At 46.0% G+C, this 19,535-nt stretch carries 21 protein-coding genes; 13 read left to right on the forward strand and 8 right to left on the reverse strand.

Annotated features, from left to right (window positions below):
• Window position 1 precedes the first annotated feature (1 nt).
• The 3 genes from lipB to F8C82_RS12050 are packed head-to-tail and all read right to left on the reverse strand — an operon-like array spanning window position 2 to window position 2,231.
• Entirely contained in the window at window positions 2–706 is a 705-nt protein-coding gene (lipB, locus tag F8C82_RS12040; RefSeq protein ID WP_151693835.1) for a lipoyl(octanoyl) transferase LipB, read from the reverse strand.
• Window positions 706–1,245 (reverse strand): hypothetical protein, encoded by a 540-nt coding sequence (locus F8C82_RS12045; RefSeq protein ID WP_151693836.1) that lies wholly within the window; start codon window positions 1,243–1,245, stop codon window positions 706–708. Before F8C82_RS12045 ends, lipB begins: the two co-directional genes overlap by 1 nt.
• A complete protein-coding gene (locus F8C82_RS12050; RefSeq protein ID WP_151693837.1) occupies window positions 1,245–2,231 on the reverse strand; it encodes a bifunctional phosphoglucose/phosphomannose isomerase in 987 nt (328 codons plus the stop codon). Before F8C82_RS12050 ends, F8C82_RS12045 begins: the two co-directional genes overlap by 1 nt.
• Before the next feature lie 72 nt (window positions 2,232–2,303).
• Here F8C82_RS12050 and F8C82_RS12055 point away from each other — a divergent pair, with 72 nt between their 5' ends.
• Complete coding sequence (locus F8C82_RS12055) at window positions 2,304–2,744, forward strand: GNAT family N-acetyltransferase (RefSeq protein ID WP_151693838.1); 441 nt, start codon at window positions 2,304–2,306, stop codon at window positions 2,742–2,744.
• Between the two features lie 143 nt (window positions 2,745–2,887).
• Here the strand turns inward: F8C82_RS12055 and F8C82_RS14770 are convergent, their stop codons facing one another.
• The 3 genes from F8C82_RS14770 to paaE all read right to left on the reverse strand — a co-directional run bounded on the left by F8C82_RS14770 (window position 2,888) and on the right by paaE (window position 7,047).
• Window positions 2,888–3,061: a PID-CTERM protein-sorting domain-containing protein gene (locus F8C82_RS14770; RefSeq protein ID WP_170266249.1), complete on the reverse strand. Its 174-nt coding sequence runs from the start codon at window positions 3,059–3,061 to the stop codon at window positions 2,888–2,890.
• A gap of 26 nt (window positions 3,062–3,087) precedes the next feature.
• Window positions 3,088–5,643: a hypothetical protein gene (locus F8C82_RS12060; protein WP_151693839.1), complete on the reverse strand. Its 2,556-nt coding sequence runs from the start codon at window positions 5,641–5,643 to the stop codon at window positions 3,088–3,090.
• 258 nt (window positions 5,644–5,901) lie between these two features.
• A complete protein-coding gene (gene paaE / locus F8C82_RS12065) occupies window positions 5,902–7,047 on the reverse strand; it encodes a 1,2-phenylacetyl-CoA epoxidase subunit PaaE (protein ID WP_151693840.1) in 1,146 nt (381 codons plus the stop codon).
• Between the two features lie 260 nt (window positions 7,048–7,307).
• Between paaE and paaA the strand changes: the two genes are divergently transcribed.
• From paaA to paaC, 3 genes are read left to right on the forward strand one after another with little or no spacing between them, the layout of a single operon-like run.
• Window positions 7,308–8,258, forward strand: coding sequence for a 1,2-phenylacetyl-CoA epoxidase subunit PaaA (gene paaA / locus F8C82_RS12070; RefSeq protein ID WP_151693841.1), 951 nt, complete (start codon window positions 7,308–7,310; stop codon window positions 8,256–8,258).
• Between the two features lie 19 nt (window positions 8,259–8,277).
• A complete protein-coding gene (gene paaB / locus F8C82_RS12075) occupies window positions 8,278–8,568 on the forward strand; it encodes a 1,2-phenylacetyl-CoA epoxidase subunit PaaB (RefSeq protein ID WP_151693842.1) in 291 nt (96 codons plus the stop codon).
• A gap of 20 nt (window positions 8,569–8,588) precedes the next feature.
• Window positions 8,589–9,344 carry a 1,2-phenylacetyl-CoA epoxidase subunit PaaC gene (gene paaC, locus F8C82_RS12080; RefSeq protein ID WP_151693843.1) on the forward strand — a complete coding sequence of 252 codons (756 nt, stop codon included), beginning with the start codon at window positions 8,589–8,591 and terminating at the stop codon, window positions 9,342–9,344.
• Window position 9,345: 1 nt separating this feature from the next.
• Here the strand turns inward: paaC and F8C82_RS12085 are convergent, their stop codons facing one another.
• The gene (locus F8C82_RS12085) at window positions 9,346–10,734 is read right to left on the reverse strand and encodes a hypothetical protein (RefSeq protein WP_151693844.1); all 1,389 of its coding nucleotides are present in this window, start codon (window positions 10,732–10,734) and stop codon (window positions 9,346–9,348) included.
• 163 nt (window positions 10,735–10,897) lie between these two features.
• Window positions 10,898–11,383, reverse strand: coding sequence for a 1,2-phenylacetyl-CoA epoxidase subunit PaaD (paaD, locus tag F8C82_RS12090; protein ID WP_151693845.1), 486 nt, complete (start codon window positions 11,381–11,383; stop codon window positions 10,898–10,900).
• Between the two features lie 230 nt (window positions 11,384–11,613).
• Here paaD and F8C82_RS12095 point away from each other — a divergent pair, with 230 nt between their 5' ends.
• From F8C82_RS12095 to F8C82_RS12135, 9 genes are all read left to right on the forward strand, one after another.
• The gene (locus F8C82_RS12095) at window positions 11,614–12,390 is read left to right on the forward strand and encodes an enoyl-CoA hydratase-related protein (RefSeq protein WP_151693846.1); all 777 of its coding nucleotides are present in this window, start codon (window positions 11,614–11,616) and stop codon (window positions 12,388–12,390) included.
• Window positions 12,391–13,551 (forward strand): 3-hydroxyacyl-CoA dehydrogenase NAD-binding domain-containing protein, encoded by a 1,161-nt coding sequence (locus F8C82_RS12100; protein ID WP_308419958.1) that lies wholly within the window; start codon window positions 12,391–12,393, stop codon window positions 13,549–13,551.
• Between the two features lie 111 nt (window positions 13,552–13,662).
• Window positions 13,663–14,169, forward strand: coding sequence for a hypothetical protein (locus tag F8C82_RS12105; protein WP_151693847.1), 507 nt, complete (start codon window positions 13,663–13,665; stop codon window positions 14,167–14,169).
• On the forward strand, window positions 14,162–14,584 hold the full coding sequence (paaI, locus tag F8C82_RS12110) for a hydroxyphenylacetyl-CoA thioesterase PaaI (RefSeq protein WP_151693848.1): 423 nt from the start codon (window positions 14,162–14,164) through the stop codon (window positions 14,582–14,584). The genes F8C82_RS12105 and paaI overlap by 8 nt, the downstream gene beginning before the upstream one ends.
• Entirely contained in the window at window positions 14,566–15,489 is a 924-nt protein-coding gene (locus tag F8C82_RS12115) for a sensor histidine kinase (protein ID WP_151693849.1), read from the forward strand. Before paaI ends, F8C82_RS12115 begins: the two co-directional genes overlap by 19 nt.
• Window positions 15,490–15,503: 14 nt before the next feature.
• On the forward strand, window positions 15,504–16,715 hold the full coding sequence (pcaF, locus tag F8C82_RS12120) for a 3-oxoadipyl-CoA thiolase (RefSeq protein WP_151693850.1): 1,212 nt from the start codon (window positions 15,504–15,506) through the stop codon (window positions 16,713–16,715).
• Between the two features lie 3 nt (window positions 16,716–16,718).
• Window positions 16,719–17,315 carry a DUF1801 domain-containing protein gene (locus F8C82_RS12125; RefSeq protein WP_151693851.1) on the forward strand — a complete coding sequence of 199 codons (597 nt, stop codon included), beginning with the start codon at window positions 16,719–16,721 and terminating at the stop codon, window positions 17,313–17,315.
• A complete protein-coding gene (locus F8C82_RS12130; protein ID WP_151693852.1) occupies window positions 17,315–17,902 on the forward strand; it encodes a gamma carbonic anhydrase family protein in 588 nt (195 codons plus the stop codon). The genes F8C82_RS12125 and F8C82_RS12130 overlap by 1 nt, the downstream gene beginning before the upstream one ends.
• A 92-nt stretch (window positions 17,903–17,994) precedes the next feature.
• On the forward strand, window positions 17,995–19,524 hold the full coding sequence (locus tag F8C82_RS12135) for a T9SS type A sorting domain-containing protein (RefSeq protein ID WP_151693853.1): 1,530 nt from the start codon (window positions 17,995–17,997) through the stop codon (window positions 19,522–19,524).
• Window positions 19,525–19,535 lie beyond the last annotated feature (11 nt).

Raw genomic sequence — 19,535 nt, forward strand, 5'->3', positions numbered from 1 at the left:
GCTATTTCTCTACAAAAGTCACGTTGAAGAGATCTGCCAAATGGCCTTTAACGCGCGCTTTCACTTCATCCATGTCGGGAACATAGCCCAACTCAACATCAAGAGAAGCCACCGCTTTATCCGCAATTCCACAAGGAACGATATAATCGAAGTACTTGAGGTCAACATTGATATTAAAAGCAAAACCGTGCATAGTTACCCACCTACTTGCGCGCACACCCATTGCACAGATTTTTCGAGCCATTGGCGTTCCTACATCTAACCAAACGCCCGTTTCACCCGGACTTCTTTCCCCCTTTAAGCCGTAATCAGCAAGGGTTAGAATGATCGCCTCTTCTAGGTATCTCAAGTACTTGTGAATATCGGTAAAATGCTCATCCAGGTCGAAAATGGGATAGCCCACCAATTGTCCAGGACCGTGGTAAGTTATATCTCCCCCTCGGTTGATTTTAAACCAGTCGATTCCCTCTTCGCGCATGCGCTCTTCACTGATCAGCAAGTGCTCTACCTTGCCGCTCTTTCCCAGCGTGTACACGTGAGGGTGGTGAACAAACAAGAGTTTATCTACCGTAGGAACACGTTCGGCTACTTCAACCTTTCTATTACTGGATTTGGTTTGAACAATCTCATCGAACAAAACTTCTTGGTAATCCCAAGCTTCCTTGTAGCGCATGATTCCCAAATCCTCAAATCGAACTTCTCTCATTACAAAAAGACTTGTAGTCCTAGTCCTAAACCGAATTGCGTTGTATTTGTTCCAGCAGAAAAAGCGCCGTCTCCTCGCTGAACTTTGCTGAGTCGAGAATTGTGGAAAAGAAACAAATCCAAACTCACATTCTCAGTGAGCCGGTTGAGATAACCTCCTCGAAAACCCCAAACCCATGCGAATCGATGAAACGGTAACGAATTGAATACATCCGTGTCCCATCCCCAGCCATAGCCTGCTCTTCCGCCTACATAAGCCGCATGCCTATCATTAAAGAAAACGTAGTAACGAAGAACAGGGACAGTTTCATAATACTGAGAACCCACTGTAAACTGCATTCTCAATTCACCACCAAGAAGTAACCCTTTGTAGAGGAATACCCCAGACGTAGTGCCCACTTCAAAATTATAGAGGGTTTGATCGTAAGCCGTTTCCGCCATAAAAGTGCCATCAAGAGAAATCAACCAACTCGGACGCTCTTCTTGAGCAGAGAGAGAGGTTACAAGAAATAGGCAAATGACGGTGAGGCTATGCTTCATTAATGGGCCTCTTCTAATTTGGCTTTAAGTTCTTCAATGACTCGAATGTCCATGATATCACATCCCTTCATTTCTGATAAATGTAGTGAAATGTAATCTCCCAAGTGAATCAAATACAACACTCTAGCAATTGGAGAATTTCCTTTCGCTCGAATTTCAATCACCGTTGATGTGTATTCCGCGATTAACTTGGCATTGAGATCCGCTCTCATGGCCACGCGTTCGTGCTCATCTTCACTTCTGAGAATGACGGCTGCAATTTCGTCGCTACCGCCAGCCCAGCCCACCAACTCGTTGTGGTTCATCTCTGGAATCACAGAGTCCCATCCGAGCATTTTTGCGTTCTCGTTAAACTGCTGACGCCAACGAGTAGCCACTCCGCCTAAGCCATTCACGGCATAGGTTGCAATCACTTTATTCTCCAAAGCTTCTGCGTACTGCTTAGCTTCAGCAATGATGTTTTCTTGTTCCGATTCTAGGAAGGCTGCAGCCTCCGCAATTTCGGTTTGATAGTCTGGAGTGTGAACACTGTAATCGCTGAGGATGCGGAACAACTGAACAAAAGAGTAAGCCAACATACTTCTAGGAGGATTTCCCCCTGGAATCAAGATGTGATTTAGTCCTCTTTCCTTGGCTAGTTCTTTGAGTTTACCGCCGCTAGTGACTGCGGCCAACATAGCACCATATTCCAGTGCCTGAGCACTAGCTTCTAACGTCTCTTCTGTATTACCTGAATAACTTGAAGCAACCACTAAGGTATCTGCTCCCACCCAATGAGGTACATTGTACCCCTTGTTAACCGCGATGGGAATACGCGCAGTTTGCGCACATAAATCCGCTACAATGCTACCGCCAATTCCCGAACCACCAAGTCCTGTAATCAAGACATTGGCAGGGCGTTTTCCAACGTGGCGAAGCTTAGCTTCTTCAGCGATTTTAAGAGCGCTCTTTAATTGCTTAGGAAATTCCTTTATAAGGTCTTTCATTTATGCTATTGTGGATTTGTGGCGAAAATACGACTTTGCGACGGTCTGATACACAGGATAAGCGAGGAATACATGAAATGGACAACCAAAAGCTGGTCGGAACTCACGAAAGATGAGCTGTATGACATCCTTCATCTGCGACAGGAAGTGTTCTGTGTGGAGCAAGATTGTCCGTACATCGACTGCGATTATCACGATCAAACCTCTACCCATATTTGGGCTACGGATGATGCCGGAATTATCGCATATACACGCATCGCTCCTCCCGGAGAAATCTACAAAGAGGTCAGTATTGGTCGAGTGATTACCGCCATGCGAGCTAGGCGTATTGGACTTGGCAAAGAGGCCATGGAATTTAGCATTGCATATTGTAGGGAGCATTACCCAGGTCCTATTCGAATTATGGCTCAGAGCTATCTCCTCGAATTTTATGAGTCCTATGGCTTTGAGCGAGAGGGTAAGGAGTTCTTGGAAGACGGACTACCACATTGGGAGATGGTGCTGGGGGTCTAGTGACGGGTGTCTGGTGTATGGTGACTGTAGACTAAATAAAAAAAGGACAGGCAGCCGAGACCTGGTGGCTACCTATCCTTAAAAACATCCTGAGCGGATGCTTCGTAAAACCACCGCCTATTGGGAGGTGGTCAAATATGTCTTTACGCTTGTTGCTTGCGTTTGTCGTAGAACTTCTTTCCACCTAGTGCAGCACCCGCAGCAATAAGCAAGCTCACGCCTCCATCAATGGGAGCTGGAGCACTAGGGTTACCCGGTTGAGCAGAAACTGAAATTGCCGCTAGGAAAAACGCGAAAATCAATATTCTCTTAGTCATGTCTTTTGTCTTTTGAGGTCTCTATCTTAGAATGTCTTTACTACCAATGCGCGGTTGTCTGCCCAAACACGAACTACAAGTGGTCCATTAACAGGAGCAGTTAGTCTGCCTTCACCCGCGCTGAATTGAACATGGTCTGAAACAACCACTCTGCCGGTCATGTCCATGATTTCTACATGGTGACTTCCATTGAGTTCGCTTCCTTTCAATACCAATTGTCCATTGTTTCTAAAAGCATCCAATGGCTCTTCATTCGCGTACTCGATGAGAGATACCGCGTTGTTTGTCATGTGCAAGATGAAGCGTTGCTTTGGAGCATTAATGTCGTTCGTGAAGGTGTAGGAGGTTGTATTCAAGTCAACAATCATCCCTGTCTCTGTATCTTCTAGGTAAGCATCAATACCATTAGGCAGGTAAGAGTTATCTAGAGAGATGGTTGCACTTTCTCCATCCGTTGCAAAGTCGAAGGTCAAGTAGATGTCTTCAGTTGGATTAGGGAAAGCGAGCTGGTTGATGGAAAGTGCTGTGCTATCCGCACTCACCGAACAGAACGAAATTCGATCTGGATTAACGCCTCTGAAGTACGCGTCAAACTCTCCGTCAAAGTTGCTAGACGCATTGTCGTCGAACAAAATATGCGTGTCTGTAGACTGAGATGCTGTAGTAGCAGTCAAGATCATCTGAGGCTTCACATTCGCAACTTTGCTGAATACGTTGTTGGAAGCTCCGTCAAAAACCGAAGACTTGCCTCTTGTAAAATTAGCGCTAGCTGCAGCGTTACCTGCTTTGGCAAAGTAGCTGAGCAGTGGAATGATATCGTACTTGTTCGTCGCTGTACCATTGCTCCAAGAATCATATGCTCCTGAAGCGGGATTCCAGTAGTAAACCGCATTATCAAGTCCTGCTGGCAAATTGTCATCGATGGTTTCCCAAGAAATGTGACCCCAGAATGGGTTCTTCACCATATTCCAGCCTGCGTTGTCTGCAGGATTACCCGAAGCCCAACCCACAGCGGCATTCACCGGAACTGAAGTTGGAACGTGATAGCGAACTGTATAATCGTTATCACCGTTTACAACGTCGGCATCCATATCGTCTGCCACGTATGCAAGATTGATTGTCGTAGGGATCACACTTGCAGGCATGTACACGGTGAAAGCAGAATCTCCAAAATCAGAGGTTGCTTTCGTGTAAAACCACCCAGAGCGAGATGCATCCCAACGATAAATATTTCTGTTTGCTCCTGTGAATTCCAAAGCCATGGAATTATTAAAGCTCACTTTATCAAACGTGATAGACCCCGGAGCACTGAGGTGGTGCCAACCTGCATTGGCAAAATGCATTTGAGCATTGATCGTACCTGTACCTTGTATCAATTGATCGCCGTCTCCATGAAGACCTAAAGTGGAGAAACCTGTAGCATCCGCAGCCAAAGTCATGGTTCCGTCTACAATGAGGTTGCCTTCAAAATCCAAGTGAGCGCCTGCTTGAATATTGGCAATTCCACCTGCATCAACATCAAAATCACCACCTAGATAAACCGACGCGGTTCCATTCATCTCGAATACCCCCGCATTGGTCACTTGAATTCCGTAAACCGTTTGGATAACACTTCCTGCGCCTGCTGTAACAGTGGTTGGAGTAGACCCATCACCTACAACAATACCCGCGATATCCAAAGTATCTCCACTTGCCAAAGCGTAAGAAGTTGTCACCACCACCACTGTGTGTGTACGGTTAGGATCGATAGCCAGTGTAGTGAAAGCAGGATCTGTATACCAATTCCCATCTGCTGGGTTGTAGTATCGGTTAGAAGGTTGAGGAACAATGGATCCCAAACGCAAATCACCAGATGCTGAAATGTCGTTCAAGGTGTAGTTAACATCGAAAAGGTAGTTCGCTGGATTGCCGAGATCTACCAAAATATCATCGATCGTACCGTTGAAGTTAATCAACGAAGGATCTGGGCCGAGGAACTTGTAGTTACTGTTCCCGTTATCAAAGAAGTTGGCAGTAAGACCAGATGTCAAACCCCAATTGGAAATTCGTGTAAGGTTGGCTGCTGTTGTAGGTTCAAAAACTGAAACACTGCTACCGCCAAGGCCGTCTGCACCAATACCGTAAACAAAACGTGAAGCTTGGGTAGATGTTCCTTGGTACAATATCAAATCGTCACCCCCCTGACCAAATGACAAGGTAAAGGCTCCACCCCATTGGATGTTGGTAACCTCCGCTGTTGTAACGCTACTTCTAGCAGCCACCAAAGTAGGAACGCCTGACTTGGACGTTAAACCGTTGATGACCCAAGTATCGCCAACATTCAAGCCATTCGCACCTACAGTGAAAGACAACCATGAGTCTTTCGCGTCTGTATCCAATGTGAATGGAGCAGTAGCAGAAATGCCGTGATCGGTCATATAGACAACTTCGCCCGCGTCAATTGGGGCTAAAGCGAGGAACCAAACTTCATCAATGGATTGGCTACTCTCAAAGCCAAGGATAATAATCTCACCTGGGTTCACTTTGGCCAAGGCAGAAACGCCAAAAGCAAGTGAAAAAATGAGCACGAAAAACTTTTTCATGACGATGCAGCTAGTAGTGTAAGGTTATAGAGCCCAGGTCAACTCTGCATCGAAAGTAGATTGAGTTATAGCAACAACTAGATGCCATTCGACGAATGGAATTAATTGTTCGATAAATGGACAGGTTGTCTCGATTAGAGAGAATCCCGTTTATTGAATAGAACTAACATTTCAACATCATCCATGGATACAAACCGCTACAAACGCAAGAAGGGAGACCATTGGCCTCCCTTCTGTGACATATATATTGCGATTCAATTACTCGTCGTACGACACAACAACCTTCTCTGAGGTTGGGTGACTTTGGCAAGTGAGAATATATCCCTCTTCCACTTCTTCGTCGGTGAGTGCATAGTTCATTTCCATTTGAACCGTTCCTTCCAAAACCTTAGCTCTACAGGTACAACAAACGGCACCTTTACAAGCGTATGGAACATCTGCACCTGCATCCAACGCAGAATCAATGATGGTCTTGCCTTTGGTAGAAACCTCCATATGCGTTTCGTCACCGTCAAGAATAACGGTAACAGAACTCAAGATATCTCCAGTAGCTGCGGAGGTATCTGCACTTTGTGGTTTGTTGGTAGTCTCTGCAGAAGAAGTAAAGAGTTCAAAGTGAACCTTGCTTTTTGGCACTCCCAAGTCTGCCAAGGCCTTTTCTGAAGCGTGAATGATTTCTTCCGGACCACACAAGAAATACGCTTCTGTTTGATCGAGATCAAAGAACTTATCGGCAAAGGCCTTCACTTTTGCTTCATCGAGACGACCTTTCATCAAATCGCTACCTTGATCTTCACGACTCAACACGTGATGAACTTCAAGCCGGTTCATGTAGGCGTCTTTCAAATCCTCGATTTCATCCTTAAAGATAACCGAAGCACTATTGCGGTTGCCATAGATCAAAATGAACTTGCTTTCTGGCTCCGTTTTCAAAGCCGTTTTAATCAAACTCATGACCGGTGTAATACCAGAACCCGCAGCAATGGCCACATATTGTTTTGGTCGATCTGCAACAAACTCAGTCGTGAAATTCCCGATGGGCGTCATCACATCTAATTCCATTCCCTCTTTCAGTTCCGTATTGGCATAGGTGGAGAACACCCCTCCTTCTACACGCTTGATAGCCACACGAAGTTCACCGTCAAATGGGCTTGAACAGATGGAGTAGGATCTGCGAACATCTTCACCATTAAGGGTGGTGCGCAGGGTAACATACTGACCAGGTTTGAAGTGGTAAAAGTTCTCCACATCAGCTGGAAGATCAAATGCTACAGAAACACAATCTGTAGTTTCTCTTCTCACATCACTTACCACCAACTTGTGGAACTTTGGAGTGTGACGTTCGTTCGATTTATCGATAAGCGAAGAAGTGGATTCCTTCTTGCGGGAAAAGAATTTCAACATGAGCCTTTTCAATTGAAAGTCCGTAGACTATCTGAATAGTTATTTCGCTACAAAAGTAGCACTTTGAATGTAAGAACCTTTCTCTTGGGAGTGGATTCATATCAAACCCAAGAAAACCCATGTTCCAAAACACTTCTCCATGAATTGTTGTTTAGCGATAAGATGTTAGGCTCAATCACTTCTAAGTCTATATAGAGTGATTCCAAGCTGACTCTTCGATTGAACTTTCGTACATTTGAGCACGCAAAATCGCTTATCCCATGGGTGAAACGCATTCATTAGAAGAAAGATTTCAGGCGTATGTAGACGCCGAAAACAAGGTAGAACCAAAAGATTGGATGCCTGAGAAATACCGCAAGACGCTTATTCGTCAGATTTCTCAGCATGCCCATTCTGAAGTAGTTGGCATGTTACCAGAAGCAAACTGGATTACACGTGCTCCATCTCTTCGTTCTAAGTTGATTCTACTCGCTAAAGTACAAGACGAAGCAGGTCATGGATTGTATCTCTACAGCGCCGCAGAAACGCTAGGCGCCGATAGAGAAGACATGATCAAGGACCTTCTTTCGGGCAAAGCCAAGTATTCCTCTATCTTCAACTATCCAACTATTTCTTGGGCGGATATGGGAGCTATTGGATGGTTGGTTGACGGTGCTGCCATTGCCAACCAAGTCATGTTGTGCCGTACCAGCTATGGACCTTATGCACGTGCCATGGTGCGCATCTGTAAAGAAGAGAGTTTCCACCAACGCCAGGGTTACGAGATTATGATGCAATTGGCCAGAGGTTCCGAAGAACAGAAGGCAATGGCACAAGACGCTCTCAACCGTTGGTGGTGGCCATCTATTATGATGTTTGGACCGCGCGACGAAGATTCTCCAAACTCGGCTCAAAGCATGAAATGGAAAATCAAGCGAAAGTCGAACGACGAACTTCGTCAGGAGTTTATCGATAAAACCGTTCCTCAAGCGGAGTTCATTGGCCTTACTATCCCGGACCCAGACTTGAAGTGGAACGAAGAAAAAGGTCAGTACGACTACGGCGAGATCAATTGGGAGGAATTCTACCAAGTGATTAAAGGCAATGGCCCGTGTAATGCACAGCGCCTAGCTGCCCGCCAAAAAGCCTACGATGATGGCAAGTGGATTCGCGAAGCAGCGAATGCCTACGCAGAAAAAGAGAGCAAACGCAAAGCTGAAAAAGTAGCTTGATCTAATACCCGCCCTACACATGAGCGACAAGAGCAACTGGAAAATCTGGGAAGTATTCATCCGTAGCAAAAACGGATTGAGTCACAAACACGCTGGTAGCCTACATGCACCTGATGCAGAAATGGCGATTAAAAATGCCCGCGACGTTTACACCCGAAGAAGCGAAGGAGTGAGCATTTGGGTTGTCCCAAGTGAAGCGATCACCGCTTCAAGTCCAGATGAAAAAGAACCATTGTTCGCCCCATCCGACGACAAAGTTTACCGTCACCCTACGTTCTACGAAATTCCCGACGAAGTAGGTCACATGTAAACCCCCGCAAAGGCTCAACAATGAACAATTCCGATCTATACGAATACACCCTACGTCTCGGTGATACCGCTTTGATTCTTGGTCAGAGACTTTCTGAATGGTGTGGCCACGGCCCCGTTCTAGAACAAGATATCGCATTGACGAATATTGCGCTTGATCAAATTGGTCAAGCTCGTCAGTTTTTACAGTACGCAGCTGAGTTAAAAGGAGGCGACACTACTGAAGATTCGCTCGCATATCACCGCGATGCTCATCAGTTCAGAAACCTTCTTTTGGTGGAGCAGGACAACGGCCATTGGGGCGATACACTCGCTCGCCAGTTCTTCTTTGACACCTACAACTACTTCCTTTTTGAAAGGTTGATGAAGTCATCCGACGAGCGCATTTCATCGATTGCTCAAAAGGCTATGAAAGAAATTACCTACCATGCACAGTGGAGTGCGGAGTGGATTATCCGCTTAGGTGATGGCACGGAAGAAAGTCACGATAAAATCCAGAAATCCATCAACGATATTTGGATGTGGACGGGTGAAATGCTAGAGGCAGACGAATTAGATCTTCGCATGCACGAAGCTGGTATTGGAGTAGACCTTACGGAAGTGACTGCACTTTGGAATGATAAGGTGGATGAAATTCTCAAGCTTGCGACGCTTGAAAAACCGGAATCTGCACAACATCAAAGAGGCGGAAAACGAGGAGTACACTCAGAAAAATTGGGATACGTGCTTGCCGAAATGCAACACATTCCCAAGTCTTATCCAAATTCTAAGTGGTGATTCACTGCGTAAAGTGAAGTGAGTCCCTCAACAATCTGAATCCATCGGGATTGAGTCGGTATACCCGTTCGCGCTTGTCGTGCGGATCCCGTTCTCTCACAATCAACTCTTCTATATTAAGGTGCTCCATAGATCGTCTATTGAGCTCCTTAATGAGGTTGTTTCTCCATTTTCGCTGATTGTCCCACGATTTATCTTCCCATCCCATAATTTGGGTGATCGGTCCAGATTTCAACCCTTCTCCTCGCATTTCCGACCTGAGCAGTGCCCGGAGTAAGGTTACTTCTAATTGATCTAGGGAATTGAAGAAGGCTTCTTCGGCCTGAACGGTTGCCCCTTTCACAAAGGGTTGCTTCAATTTCTTGTAGGCTCGGATGAGCATATAGATGAATAACCCAAAACCGAGGGTCATCAGCAACCAAACCCACCAAGCCCATCCTTCACGGTACACCGCTGTGGGCTGCCTTCTAGCATTGATAAAGTCAGAGTAACGGTAAATGAACCCAACACTTTTATCCAGATTGCTGGAAGTGGGAATCATGTAGTTGTATAAGGCCTCACTTGTTGTGAAGTGACCATTCCCATTAAACTCATCGGTATTTGGAGTAAGCCTAGCGTCGCAAATCGATGGATCAATGTAATCCATTCTGTTGTTGACTAAATCAATCAGAACGCGTTTCTCCCCCGCAACAAAATATCCAATAGGCAATGGTACAGATGGCGTATTCAGTTTTAAAACCTCAGTAACCTCATCACTTAACGTCCCCAATTCCTGCCACTTTTTGCTGCGCAGGTTCAATTTCCACAGCTTGGTAGAGCGCTCCTTTTCTGCTCCGTTCACCTCACTGGACCACGACACGTACAAGTTCAACCTCGACTCATCCCATTGATACAGGTGGCTGGCTATGCTCTCTGGACCTCCAACTGTGGGGAGAATCTCCCACTCTTTGGATTCTGGACGGAAGTAAGTGAGAATGGCGTTCGTGTGCCAGAATCCATATCCTCCCAGAGAAAAAAGAGTATCGTTGGAATACCATTGGATGGCATTGAAGTTATAGCCGCGATAGTACGTCTTGTCTACACGTCTAAAGGTGGACGCTAAAGTATCGAGAACGTAAACTTGTTGGGTTCCTTCACCCGTAAAATGGATAGGATCACTACCGGGTATGTAGTTCAACTTCATCCGAGAACGGAAATCAGCACGCTCAATTCCTTCAAACTGCAGCGTGTCTACCACTTTCCATTCGCCAGACGACCATTCTTGTAGGGTGGAATCGCCCGAAATAGAATACACGTGATTGGAATGCAGCCATTCAATAGATGGCCACGTTTGAGCTTCACAAAGTGCTGAAAACCCAATGAATAAACTGATATTCAATAGAAACTTCACGATACGTGAAAATAGCGGAAAACCTGCTTCCAGACTCAATTTTGCAGAAAAAGTTATAGAATCCCCGAAAGTTTGCAGACTTTCGAAGAAGAGGAGTCATAGAGAGATGTTTCCTCCAATTAACCTAAGTGAATGAGCGCCGCTTTGCGGGGCTCATTTACATTTAGAGGCATTTGAAATAATCGAAGGGCTCCTTACAGTCGTTGCATTGATACAACGCCTTGCAAGCCGTAGACCCAAACTGACTTATTCGGCTTGTATTTTCAGACTTACACTGAGGGCAGCGAACAGTGGGCTGGGCACCAAACAAGGCGCGCTTATCTGCTGATTCATCCACTGGAGGTGCAATTCCGTACTCTTCCAATTTTCTCCTTCCATCTTCCGAAAGCCAATCCGTTGTCCATGCCGGACTAAGAACCTCTTTCACAAACACCTCATCTACACCTTCAGCTTTGAGCCTTTTCACAATGTCGTTAGCGATCACATCCATGGCCGGACAGCCCGTGTACGTTGGGGTTATATCAATGTGAAGAGCCTCCCCTTCCCAGTGAATTCGACGAACCACTCCCATATCGAGAATCGTGAGAACTGGAATTTCTGGATCGGTCACATCCTGGAGGAAACCGCGAATTTCTTCTTCTGAAAACATATATCAAAGGTACCATGATTCAACTAAAAACCACCTGATCGACAGCATCCTTTAGAGAAAATGCCGAACTTTTCTGTGCCCAATAGTCTTACTACACACAGATACCCATCTCCAAAAATCTAATGATCAACCCTAGCCGAAGATTGGAAAAGCGATCGCTTTTGAACTCAACGCTTGATTGGAGTAGTGAAACGTAACATCTTCACTATCTTCGGCGCAAATACCCACATATGTCATACATACAGCAAGAATTCTCTCAGGGAGTGTGCACATTGCGCATGAATCGCCCAGAAAAGTTCAACAGCTTTGTACGCGATATGGCCATGGATCTTCAAGTAAAATTGGACGAAGCGGCCGCAGATGATAGTGTAAGATGTATCGTCCTCACTGGAGTAGGCAAAGCCTTTTGTGCCGGTCAGGATTTAGCTGAGGCGACAGATCCAAATGGACCTGAACTCTCCAACATTGTGAGCGAACACTATAACCCCATCATCCAAAGAATTAGACGTATTGAAAAACCCGTTATCGCCGCCGTGAATGGTGTTGCAGCGGGAGCGGGCGCAAACATTGCCCTTGCATGTGATATCGTATTGGCTACAGAAAGTGCCTCTTTCATACAGGCGTTCTCTAAAATCGGTCTTATTCCAGACAGTGGCGGGACCTTCTTCCTCCCTCGTCTTGTGGGTTGGCAGCGTGCCTCGGCGCTTATGATGACAGGCGAAAAAGTATCTGCTACAGACGCTGTTTCGATTGGCATGATTTACAAAGCTATTCCTGACGATCAATTTGAAGCATCCGTATTAGAGATGGCTAATCAACTTGCACAAATGCCTACAAAGGGACTTGGACTTACCAAGCGTGCATTGAATCAAAGCTTTGGCAATAACCTCAGTCAACAGCTAGATTTAGAAGACGAGCTACAATCACAAGCAGGCCGAACAGACGATTACGCAGAGGGAACTCGTGCTTTCCTTGAAAAGAGAAAACCTGAATTCAAAGGTCACTAAATGGACAAGATGGAAATTGGCGTCATTGGAGCAGGCGCTATGGGTAATGGCATTGCCCAAATTGCCGCACAAAGCGGTCACGTGGTATATGTATACGACACCAAGACCAACGCCCTAGAAAGAGCAGCTTCTAAACTCAAGGCGGTTCTCGATCGCCTTGTTGAGAAAGAAAAAATATCCAACGAAGAAGCAACGGCCACATATAATAGAGTTCGATACGTAGACTCACTGAGCCCACTAAAAAACGTAGGACTTGTTATTGAAGCCATCATTGAGAACCTCTCTGCAAAACAGAGCGTGTTCAAGTTGCTTGATGATCTCGTTGCCCCAACCACTGTTCTCGCTTCCAATACCTCTTCACTTAGCATCGCTTCCATTGGAGCTGGAATTGAGAACCCCGAGCGCGTTATGGGAATTCATTTCTTCAACCCTGCGCCATTGATGCCGTTGGTAGAAATCGTTCCTTCCATGAGCACGGACATGAAGCTCGTAGAGGAAATTCGCGCACTCATCAATTCTTGGAAAAAAGTCACCGTACTTGCCAAGGACACCCCGGGGTTCATTGTAAACCGAGTGGCCCGTCCATTCTATTCTGAAGCCATCAAAATGATGGAAGAAGGAGTAGCCGACATGGCGACCATCGATTGGGCAATGCGCGAAATTGGCGGGTTCCGGATGGGGCCATTTGAACTGACGGACCTCATTGGTCACGATGTGAATTACGTGGTGACGGAAACCGTTTGGGAACAGTTTTATTACGATCCACGCTTCCGTCCATCCATCAGTCAAAAACGCCTTGTAGAGGGGCAATTGTTCGGACGCAAGTCGGGCAGAGGTTGGTTCGACTATACAGAGGGCGCTGCAAAGCCAACTCCAGTAGAAGATACTGAACTCGGTCAAATGATCGTAGATCGAATTGTAGCCATGCTTGTAAACGAAGCCGCTGATGCCCTGCTCTTGGGAATTGGAACCGCAGAAGAAATTGATCTGGCTATGACCAAAGGTGTGAACTATCCAAAAGGCCCACTCACTTGGGCCAATGAAATAGGATTGGACGTTGTGTTAGGTCGACTGAACACACTCTTCGAGGAGTATGGAGACGATCGTTATCGACCATGTGTACTTCTCAAAAGAACAGTAGCCGCTGGCGAGAACTTCTAACCCATCAGCAGACCTTTCAATTCAACTGGGTTGGAAGGTCTGATTGGAAAACTTAAAGCGATAAACCCCTCGTTAACAGACGCCTCCCCCCAAACCCCCTATCTTTGAATTATGCATAACGACGCACTCGAAAGCGCGATTCGCGAACTCAAACTCACTAGCGAAGCCCAGTGGACTCAAATGTTAGGTGAAGTGATGGATGAGCAACCTCATCTCATGTCTTTCATCATGAATTTGGCGGACGATTTTTCGGAAGAAGTGCACGAACAACTCATGCGTGCCACGGTGCTTCTTTCCATCGCATTTAAAAAGACCGGCATTCAGATTGAACTCATCACGCCCGCAGGACTCGACAAGGTATTAGAAGAAAAGGTTGAAGCCTATGAATCCTTAGCTGAAGGTGAAGATCTGAACCCTGAATTGTTGAGTGAAGTTGCGAATAGTCCACTCGTTTTTGAGAGAGTTCGTCAGTGGTTTGTTGCCGAGCTTGGTGAATACATGCCACTTCTGGAAGAATCTCAAAACAATATAGGTCTCCTAGTAGATGTTATTATATCTTCCATGGAGGAATTTGCCGTTGACCCGAACAGCAAAACCAATACACCAACTGATGCCTAGTAGATCCGAAGCCATTGTCGATTATATGATGACCAACGACGCTTTTAGTCGATGGTTAGGAATTGAAGTGATATCCGTCCGAGAAGGCGCTGTCACTTTGAAAATGACGGTGAGGGATGAAATGACCAATGGCTTCAAGATTGCGCATGGAGGGATTAGCTACAGTCTAGCTGACAGCGCTCTCGCTTTTGCATCGAATGGATATGGCCATCAGGCTGTGAGTATTGAAACCTCAATCTCGCACACGCGACCAGTTTTTGGAGGCGATGTGTTGACCGCCCAAGCGCGAGAGTTAAATCGTTCTAAACGAATAGGAATCTACGAAATCACCGTCACCAACCAAAAGAATGAAACAGTAGGACTTTTTAAAGGCACCGTTTTCATTCGACCCGAAGAATGGCCAACCAATCTCTAAGCACACCGAATTCGAAACGAACCTGGCTCAACCCGGGTAAGGCAACCCTATTTACATCCCTGCTTTCCACAGGTGTCTACATTTTGATTTGGATTTTCCCCCTTCAACTCGATCCAAACGGATGGGTGGGGATTCCCATTTCGGCTTGTATTCCCGTTGTATTGGGTTATCCTCGAATTCGCTACGCCAACAAGTTAATGCGCGAAGTGGAGGAGCTCAATGAAAGATTGAGTGAACAAAATGTGCTTCGCGAAAAATTACTAGCCATTATTGGTCATGATGTTCGCGGACCACTTGCCAGTTTAGCGGGACTTGTCGATCTGATGGATTCCGAAGGAATGTCGCCTGCCGAATTTAAAAAGTGGCTAGACAAGGTCCGTCCAGAACTCGAATTCACCAGAGAAACCCTAGATCGATTGGTGTATTGGGCCAAGCTCCAAATGACAGGCATAGTTGAAGATAAAGAGTTCCGCCTTGGAGAAATCAGGAGCGTTGTTGAAAGTAACGCCAACCAAATGGCAGCAGGAAGAAACATCGATATAACCTTTGATTGGGATCAGAACACCTTCATTTCGGGAGATCGAATGGCCATTCAAATCACCTTGAGCAACTTGCTGCACAACGCTGTGAAACACAGTCCAGATAACAGCTCCGTTAGCGTTCGTTCTGAAACTGGAAACAAAGAGATCATGATCCTCATAGAAGACAGTGGTCAGGGCATTACCCAAAGTGAGTTAAACCAACTGTTTCTAGGGCCTATCGACAAAAACGACCACTACGCTACAGGACTTGGAGTTGGTCTATTCCTATGTAAAGAATTTGTGCAAATGAATGGTGGAACCATAACTGCCGAGAATGTGTTAGGTGGGGGTGCCCGATTCTGCATAACTTTGAAGCTCGCTTAAACCCACATTTTCCCATGAAAGAAGCCTATATCGTAGATGGAATCCGAACAGCCGTAGGCAGTTTTGGAGGAACACTAGCAGCTGTACGAACAGACGATTTAGCCGCGCATGTAATTCGCGCCTTGGTTGAAAGACATCCCAACTTAGATAAATCTGCCATTGACGACGTCATCCTTGGCTGTGCCAATCAAGCCGGTGAAGACAACCGAAATGTTGCAAGAATGGCCTTGCTTTTAGCTGATTTGCCGTGGACAGTTCCCGGAGAAACCGTGAATAGACTTTGCGCCTCAGGTATGAGTGCTGCCATTCACGCATCTCGGGCTATTGCTCACGGAGATGGTGATCTGTTCATCACGGGAGGAGTTGAAAACATGACTCGCGGCCCTTATGTGATGAGCAAACCTAGTAAAGCCTATGGTACAGATAGCAAGATGTATGATTCTAGCTTTGGATGGCGCTTTGTCAATCCCAAGATGAAAGAACTGTACGGCACAGATGCAATGGGCGAGACGGCGGAGAACTTGGTGGACAAGTACAACATCTCTAGAGAAGATCAAGATGCCTTTGCCCTCCGTTCTCAAATGAAGGCTTCGGAAGCTCAAAGAAATGGCCGACTTGCCCTTGAAATCACACCTGTGAGCATTCCTCAACGAAAGGCTGATCCTATCGTATTTGAGGCAGATGAATTTGTGAAAAGCAATTCAACTCTAGACATTCTTGCTAAACTTCGCCCGGCATTTAGACCGAATGGAAGTGTTACCGCAGGAAACAGCTCTGGCCTTAACGACGGTGCAGCAGCTTTGCTCATAGCCAGTGCCGAAGGTTTGAAAAAGCACAACTTGACTCCAATGGCTAAAATTGTGTCGAGTGGTGTTTCCGGTGTTGAACCGAGAATCATGGGTATAGGACCTGTTTACGCTTGTCAAAAAGCACTAGACAAGGCAGGTTTAACTCTGGATGACATGGATATCATCGAGTTGAATGAAGCATTCGCTGCACAAGTTTTGGCTTGTACAAGAGAAATGGGTCTTGCCGACGACGATCCGAGAATTAATCCGAATGGTGGTGCCATTGCCATTGGACACCCATTGGGCGTAACAGGATCTAGAATTCTTCAAACGGCAGCCCTTGAGCTCATCGCTCAGAAGAAAAGATATGCGTTGGTTTCCATGTGCATCGGCGTTGGCCAAGGCTATGCTACCATTTTGGAAAATCAACAGCTGTAAACCGTGTCTTCTGCGAGTCAAAAAATAGACGAATACATTGAGAAAAAAGGCGAAGGATGGAAAGGAGAATGTCTGAACCACCTTCGTCAAATTCTCAATTCATGTGACGTAGAAGAAGCGGTGAAATGGGGCATGCCCACTTATGTGAACCATGGGAATGTGGTAGGATTGGCCGCTTTCAAAAATCACGTTGCCTTGTGGTTCTTTCAAGGTGTATTCCTTCAAGATGAAGCAGGGATTCTCACCACCAGTGATGGGACTTCAAAAGCCATGCGCCAGATTCGATTTGAAGAAGGTGATGTTATCCCTGACGAATTGCTGATCGCTTACATTCGTGAAGCCATTTCCAATTCAATTGAAGGAAAATCACTGCCTCCTGAAAAGAAAGAAGAACTCCCTCTTCCCAAAATGCTTGAAACAGCGCTATCCGCTGACGAGTTGCTTCGAGAGAAATTCTATGCGCTCACCATGACCCAGCGAAACGAATATGCGGAACACATCGGCAGTGCTAAAAGGGAAGAAACCGCAAAACGTCGATTGGAAAAGTGCCTCAACTATATTCGCGAGGGACTGGACCTCAACCATAAGTACCGAAAGTAATGGCTATCTACAAATTCAACGGGTTCACCCCTGTCATCCACCCAAGTGCGTTTGTACATCCACAAGCGAATGTGACCGGAGATGTCATCATTGGCCAGGATGTTTACATAGGGCCGGGCTGCGTATTGCGCGGAGATTGGGGTAGAATTGTAATTGAAGACGGCTGTAATGTCCAAGAAAATTGCACGGTGCACATGTTTCCTGGAGTAACCGTTACCCTGCACAAAGGCGCACACATTGGGCATGGAGCCATTGTTCATGGCGCTTCGGTTGGAGAAAATTGCCTGGTAGGAATGAACGCAGTCTTAATGGATGAAGTGGTAGTAGAAAAAGAGTGTATCATCGGAGCTCTCTGCTTTGTTCCTCAGAAGATGCACATTCCAGAAAGAAGTGTGGTGGTGGGTAATCCTGCCAAAATTGTGAAAGAGGTTACCGACGAAATGATTGAATGGAAAACGGAAGGAACAAAAATCTACCAAGGCCTTCCAAAAGAGCTTCACGAATCCTTGGAAGAAGTAGAGCCACTCACTGAGATCGAATCCAATCGCCCCCTTCACAAAACCAACTACGCTCCTAGAAAAAAATAGTTTCAATTGAAATTATTTCAGTTTTATCTAGATAATCTGTTAGGATTGAGTGCCTTTTGCTAACTTGGGTCGCGGAAGATCGAACAATCTACATGCGCCTAACTCGCACTTCTTCTATTTGGACACTTATCGCTTTAGCGATCGGGCTGACCTCTACTGTTAAAGGTCAGACAAATTCGTGTGTCCCACCCACTCAATTCAAGCAAGCTTCCCTTTTGGTTGAAGCTGCAGGCATCACATGGAAAAATAACGGCTCAGCCCAAGAGTGGATTGTAGCTTGGGGCCCTGCCGGCATTCCGCCAGATAATATGACTCTGCGCTCGAACACTTTCGAACCGCATTTCATCGTGCCTCTTTCCAACGCACAATCTCAAACGGAAGCTTACGTCAAGTCCATTTGCGGTATGTCAAGCAGTGATTGGGTTGGACCTATTTCCTTATCCGACCTTTCATCGTGCGCTAATCTCCCTCTTGCGTATAGTATCAATGACACCATTTGTGGTGCAGCCGAGGTGCTTTTGGAAGAACCCAATCACGAAAATGTGATTTGGTGGTACGCAGGTTTACCGAGAGCCTACGACCATTCGCTTCTCACCGACAGCATCCAAAGCAGTACAACGTACTGGATGATGGCAACGAAAGAAAATGGCAACGATCAACGAATTGGCCCCGATTATGGAAGTCAGCAGGGAGGGTATGTCAATTTCAACAACAGTCAGGTAATCACCGTAATGGACACCATCCTATTGGATAGTACCACCCTTATTTCCGATGCCGCCGTTTCTGGTTCAATTCGTCTGCTCAACATCTCGGGAAACATTGTTTATCAAGAGCGTTCATTCTTCTTAGATTCAGATGGCGAACATCGAATTCCCATTCGATTCCCTCTACTTCCAGGAAGGTATCGCCTTCAAGTCTTGCCCAATCCAGGGGGAGGTCGATTGTTCAGAAGTTCCACTCCGCAGCATTATCCATACGTCCTGCCCGGACTTCTGTCGGTAGATAGTACCAGCATCGGAATCATCAATCGATATTACTACGCCTTTAATCTATCGGTAAAATCGCTGTGTACAGGCCAAATTGCTCCCGCACACATCACTGTAGGTCAACAACCATACTCCGGCCCTGACGTACGTGATTCTCTTTGTCTAAGAGATAGTTTATTCATTTTGAATGATCTGCTGCCCAACCTTCCATTATCCAGTGGGGGGTATTGGACGAGAAAGGGAATGTCCAACCCGATCACCACATTAGATCTTTCCGTGTTCAGTCCGGGTGATCATCTTCACCTGCAATACATCACCCAAGGCACAATGCACTGTTCGGACACAGCAGAATACAACATTCAATTTTACGATTGCAAAATCGGGCTCACTGAGAATCAAAAAGACGCTATTGCCATCTACCCTAACCCGGCGGTGAGTCATATTGAAATCGACCTTCCTCACGACGTCAATCTCCAATCCATAACCATTGCTAGCATAGATGGGAAATCTATGGTTGAAATTGATTCTTACGAAGCCTCTCGCAAAATCGATTTGAGCACATTCTCCAAAGGAGTTTACCTCATTCGTCTTCAATTCGAAAACGAAGTGATTCACCGCAAATTGGTTATTCGTTAAAATTTGAAGAC

The organism is Phaeocystidibacter marisrubri, assembly GCF_008933165.1.
Classification (GTDB): domain Bacteria; phylum Bacteroidota; class Bacteroidia; order Flavobacteriales; family Schleiferiaceae; genus Phaeocystidibacter; species Phaeocystidibacter marisrubri.